The 4,000-nt window shown below is 74.1% G+C and carries 1 protein-coding gene; it reads left to right on the top strand.

What is annotated here, in order from left to right; translation table 11 throughout:
• A partial coding sequence (locus tag Aco03nite_RS52245; RefSeq protein ID WP_239146156.1) for an SDR family NAD(P)-dependent oxidoreductase occupies nucleotides 1–4,000 on the top strand: 4,000 nt, incomplete at both ends.

Below are 4,000 nucleotides of genomic sequence, written 5' to 3'. Positions count from 1 at the left end.
GACCCTCCTGGAGGGCACGGCCACCGACGGCCGCCTGGCAGTGATGTTCACCGGCCAGGGTTCGCAGCGCGCCGGAATGGGCCGCGGCCTGTACGAGCGTTTCCCGGTCTTCGCCGCCTCCTTCGACGAGGTCGCGGCCAATCTGGACATCGACTGGGACGACCTGGACGCCACCGGCAACGCCCAGCCGGCGATTTTCGCCGTCGAGGTCGCCCTGTACCGGCTCCTGGAGTCGTGGGGGATCACCCCGGACGTGCTGCTCGGCCATTCGGTCGGTGAGATCGCAGCCGCGCACATCGCCGGTGTCTTCTCGCTGGCGGACGCCTGCACGCTGATCTCGGCGCGTGGCCGTCTGATGCAGGCGTTGCCCGCTGGAGGGGCGATGATCGCGGTGCAGGCTCGTGAGGAGGACATCCCGGAGGGTGTCGACATCGCGGCGGTGAACGGTCCGGACGCTGTGGTGCTGTCTGGCGAGGCCGATGCTCTCACCGAGGTCGCCAGCCGTTTCGAGCGCACCAAGCGCCTCAACGTGAGCCACGCGTTCCACTCGGTCCTGATGGACCCGATGCTCGACGACTTCCGCGCGGTCGTGGAAGGGCTCACGTTCCACGAGCCCACGATGCCGCTGGTCTCGAACGTGACCGGCCGGATCGAGTCTGCGCTGTTCACCGACCCGTCGTACTGGGTGCGGCACGTGCGGGCCACGGTTCGGTTCGCCGACGGTGCGGCCGCCGCGAACGCCGCCCGCTACCTGGAGGTCGGCCCCGACGCGGTGCTGTCCGCGATGATCGAGGGTGTCCCGGCGCTGCGCCGCGACCGGGACGAGGTGGCCACCCTGCTCGCGGCCGTCGGCACGGTCTTCACCCAGGGCCAGCCCGTCGACTGGCCGGCCGTGATCGGCACCGGCAACCGGATCGACCTGCCCACCTACCCGTTCCAGCACCAGCACTTCTGGCCCCGGGCCCAGGCCGCCGCAGCCGGCGACGTCAGCGCGGCCGGTCTGGACCGGGCCGGGCACCCGCTGCTCGGCGCCTCGGTCGAGCTGCCCGACGGTGGCCTGCTGCTCACCGGGCGGCTGTCGCTGCGGACCCAGCCGTGGCTCGCCGACCACACCGTGCGGGGCGCGATCCTGCTGCCCGGCACCGCGTTCGCCGAACTGGCGCTGCGGGCCGGCGAGGAGGTCGGCTGCGACGTCGTCGACGACCTCACCCTGACGGCGCCGCTGATCGTCCCCACCATCGGTGGCATCCAGCTGCAGATTCTGCTCAGCGGCGACGACCGCCGGGCCTTCACCGTCCGGTCCCGCCCCGAGGGCGAGAGCGACTGGACCGAGCACGCGTCCGGCACGCTCACCACCGGCGCGGAGCCCACCGGTTTCGACGCCTCCGCGTGGCCCCCGGCCGGCGCCGAACCGGTCGGCATCGACGGCCTGTACGAGACCCTCGCCGACGCGGGCCTCGGCTACGGCCCCGCTTTCCAGGGCCTGACCAAGGTCTGGCAGGACGCCGCCCACCTGTACGCCGAGGCCGAACTCGGCATCGACGCCGAGAACCACGGCCTGCACCCGGCCCTGTTCGACGCCGCCCTGCACGCCTTGGCGGTCTCCGGGGGAGAGCAGCAGGCCGCGGTCCCGTTCGCGTGGCGCGGTGTCGCCCTGCACACCCCCGGCGCGACCGCGCTGCGGATCCGGTTGACCCGCGACGGCGACACCGTGGCCGTCGCCCTCGCCGACCCGCAGGGCAACCCGGTCGCCACCGTCGACGCCCTGACCGTCCGCCCGGTCGCCGCCTCCGCCGCCGACCCCCTCTACCGGGTCGAACAGGTCCCGGTCCAGCTTCCCGACCGCACCGAGGCCGACCGCACCGAGGCCGAGGTCCCTGCGGTTGTCGTCCTGCGCCCGGCCGACGTCACCACCGCTCTCACCGCCGTCCAGGAATGGCTCGTCGACGAACGGTTCGAGGCTTCCCGGCTCGCCGTGGTGACCCGGCCCGGCGACCTCGACGCCGCGGCCGTGCGGGGCCTGGTGCGTAGCGCCCAGTCGGAGAACCCCGGCCGGATCACCCTGATCGAGGGCGAGCCCACCGCCGAGGCCCTCGCCGCCGACGAACCCGAACTGATCCTGCGCGACGGCCGGGCCTTCGCCCCGCGCCTGACCCGGGTCACCACCGCCGCCGAGCCGTTCACCTGGCCGGCCGGCACCACTCTGATCACCGGCGGCACCGGCGGGCTCGGCGCGGCCGTCGCCCGGCACCTGGCCGCCCGGGGCGTCACCGACCTGGTCCTGGTCAGCCGCCGGGGCCCGGCCACCCCCGGCGCGGACGAGCTGCCCGGCCGGGCGGTCGCCTGCGACGTCAGCGACCGGGCCGCCGTGCAGGCGCTGGTCGACGGTCTGCCGGACCTGGCCGCGGTTGTGCACGCGGCGGGTGTCCTGGACGACGGTGTGATCGAGTCGCTCACCCCGGAACGCCTCGCGACGGTCCTGGCGCCGAAGATCGACGCCGCCCGGAACCTGCACCAGGCCACTGCCGGGCGTACTCTCGGCGCGTTCGTTCTCTTCTCCTCGGTCGCCGGGGTGTTCGGCGCCGCCGGCCAGGGCAACTACGCCGCCGGCAACGCCTACCTGGACGCCCTGGCCGAGCACCGGCGCGACAGCGGCCTCGCCGCCACCTCGCTGGCCTGGGGCCCGTGGGAACAGGGCATGACCGGGACCCTCACCGACGCCGACACCGCCCGGATCGCCCGGTCCGGGATGCCCGAGCTGAGCATCGCCCAGGGCCTGGCCCTGTTCGACGCGGCCCTGGCCGACGGCGGCCCGGCGTACGTGACGGCCCGTCTCGACCTGGCCGCGATGCGCGCCCACGGCGAGCCGCCGGCCCTGATGCGCGGCCTGATCCGGGCCCGGACCCGGCGTACCACCACCGCCGGAGCCCTCGCCCGGAACCTCGGCTCGCGCCTGACCGGCCGGCCGGACACCGAACAGCGGGAACTGCTGCTCGACGTGGTGCGCGCCCAGATCGCCCTGGTGCTCGGACACTCCGGCGCCGACGCGATCGACCCCGAGCGCGCGTTCTCCGACCTCGGCTTCGACTCGCTCACCGCGATCGAGCTGCGGAACCGTCTCGGCGAGGCGACCGGGCTGCGGCTGCCCGCCACCGCCGTCTTCGACTACCCGAGCGCCCTGCGCCTGGCCGGGTTCCTGCGCGACGAGATGTTCGGCGCCGAAACGGCGGTCGTGCACCCGGCCGCCGTGCTGCCGCCGGTCTCCGACGACCCGATCGTCATCGTTGGCATGGCCTGCCGCTACCCGGGCGGGGTCACCTCGCCGGAGGGCCTGTGGGAGCTGGTCCGCGACGGTGTGGACGCGGTCGGCGACTTCCCGGCCGACCGTGGCTGGGACCTGGACCGCCTGTTCAGCGCCGACCCGGACGAGCCGGGTACCTCGCACACCCGTACCGGCGGCTTCCTGCGTGACGTAGCGGACTTCGACCCGGAGTTCTTCGGGATGAGCCCGCGGGAGGCGCTCGCCACCGACTCGCAGCAGCGTCTGCTGCTGGAGTCCACCTGGGAGGCCCTGGAGCGGGCCGGCATCGACCCGCACTCGCTGCGCGGCTCGCAGACCGGTGTGTTTGCCGGTGTGATGTACAACGACTACGCCGGCACGCTCGCCGACACCCAGTTCGAGGGGCAGCGCGGCAGCGGCAGCGCGGGCAGCATCGCCTCCGGTCGGGTGTCGTACACGTTCGGTTTCGAGGGCCCGGCGGTCACCGTCGACACGGCCTGCTCGTCGTCGCTTGTCGCGCTGCACCTGGCCGCGCAGGCGCTGCGGTCGGGGGAGTGCGACCTGGCCGTCGCCGGTGGTGTCACGGTGATGTCGACGCCCAACACGTTCATCGAGTTCTCCCGCCAGGGCGGCCTGTCCCCGGACGGCCGGTGCAAGCCGTTCGCCGAGGGCGCGGACGGCACCGGCTGGGCCGAGGGCGTGGGCCTGCTCGTCGTCGAG

The sequence above is a fragment of the Actinoplanes couchii genome (assembly GCF_016862075.1).
Lineage (GTDB): Bacteria > Actinomycetota > Actinomycetes > Mycobacteriales > Micromonosporaceae > Actinoplanes > Actinoplanes couchii.
Note: the sequence above shows the minus strand (reverse complement) of the source record. Positions and strands in the feature narration are given on the sequence as shown.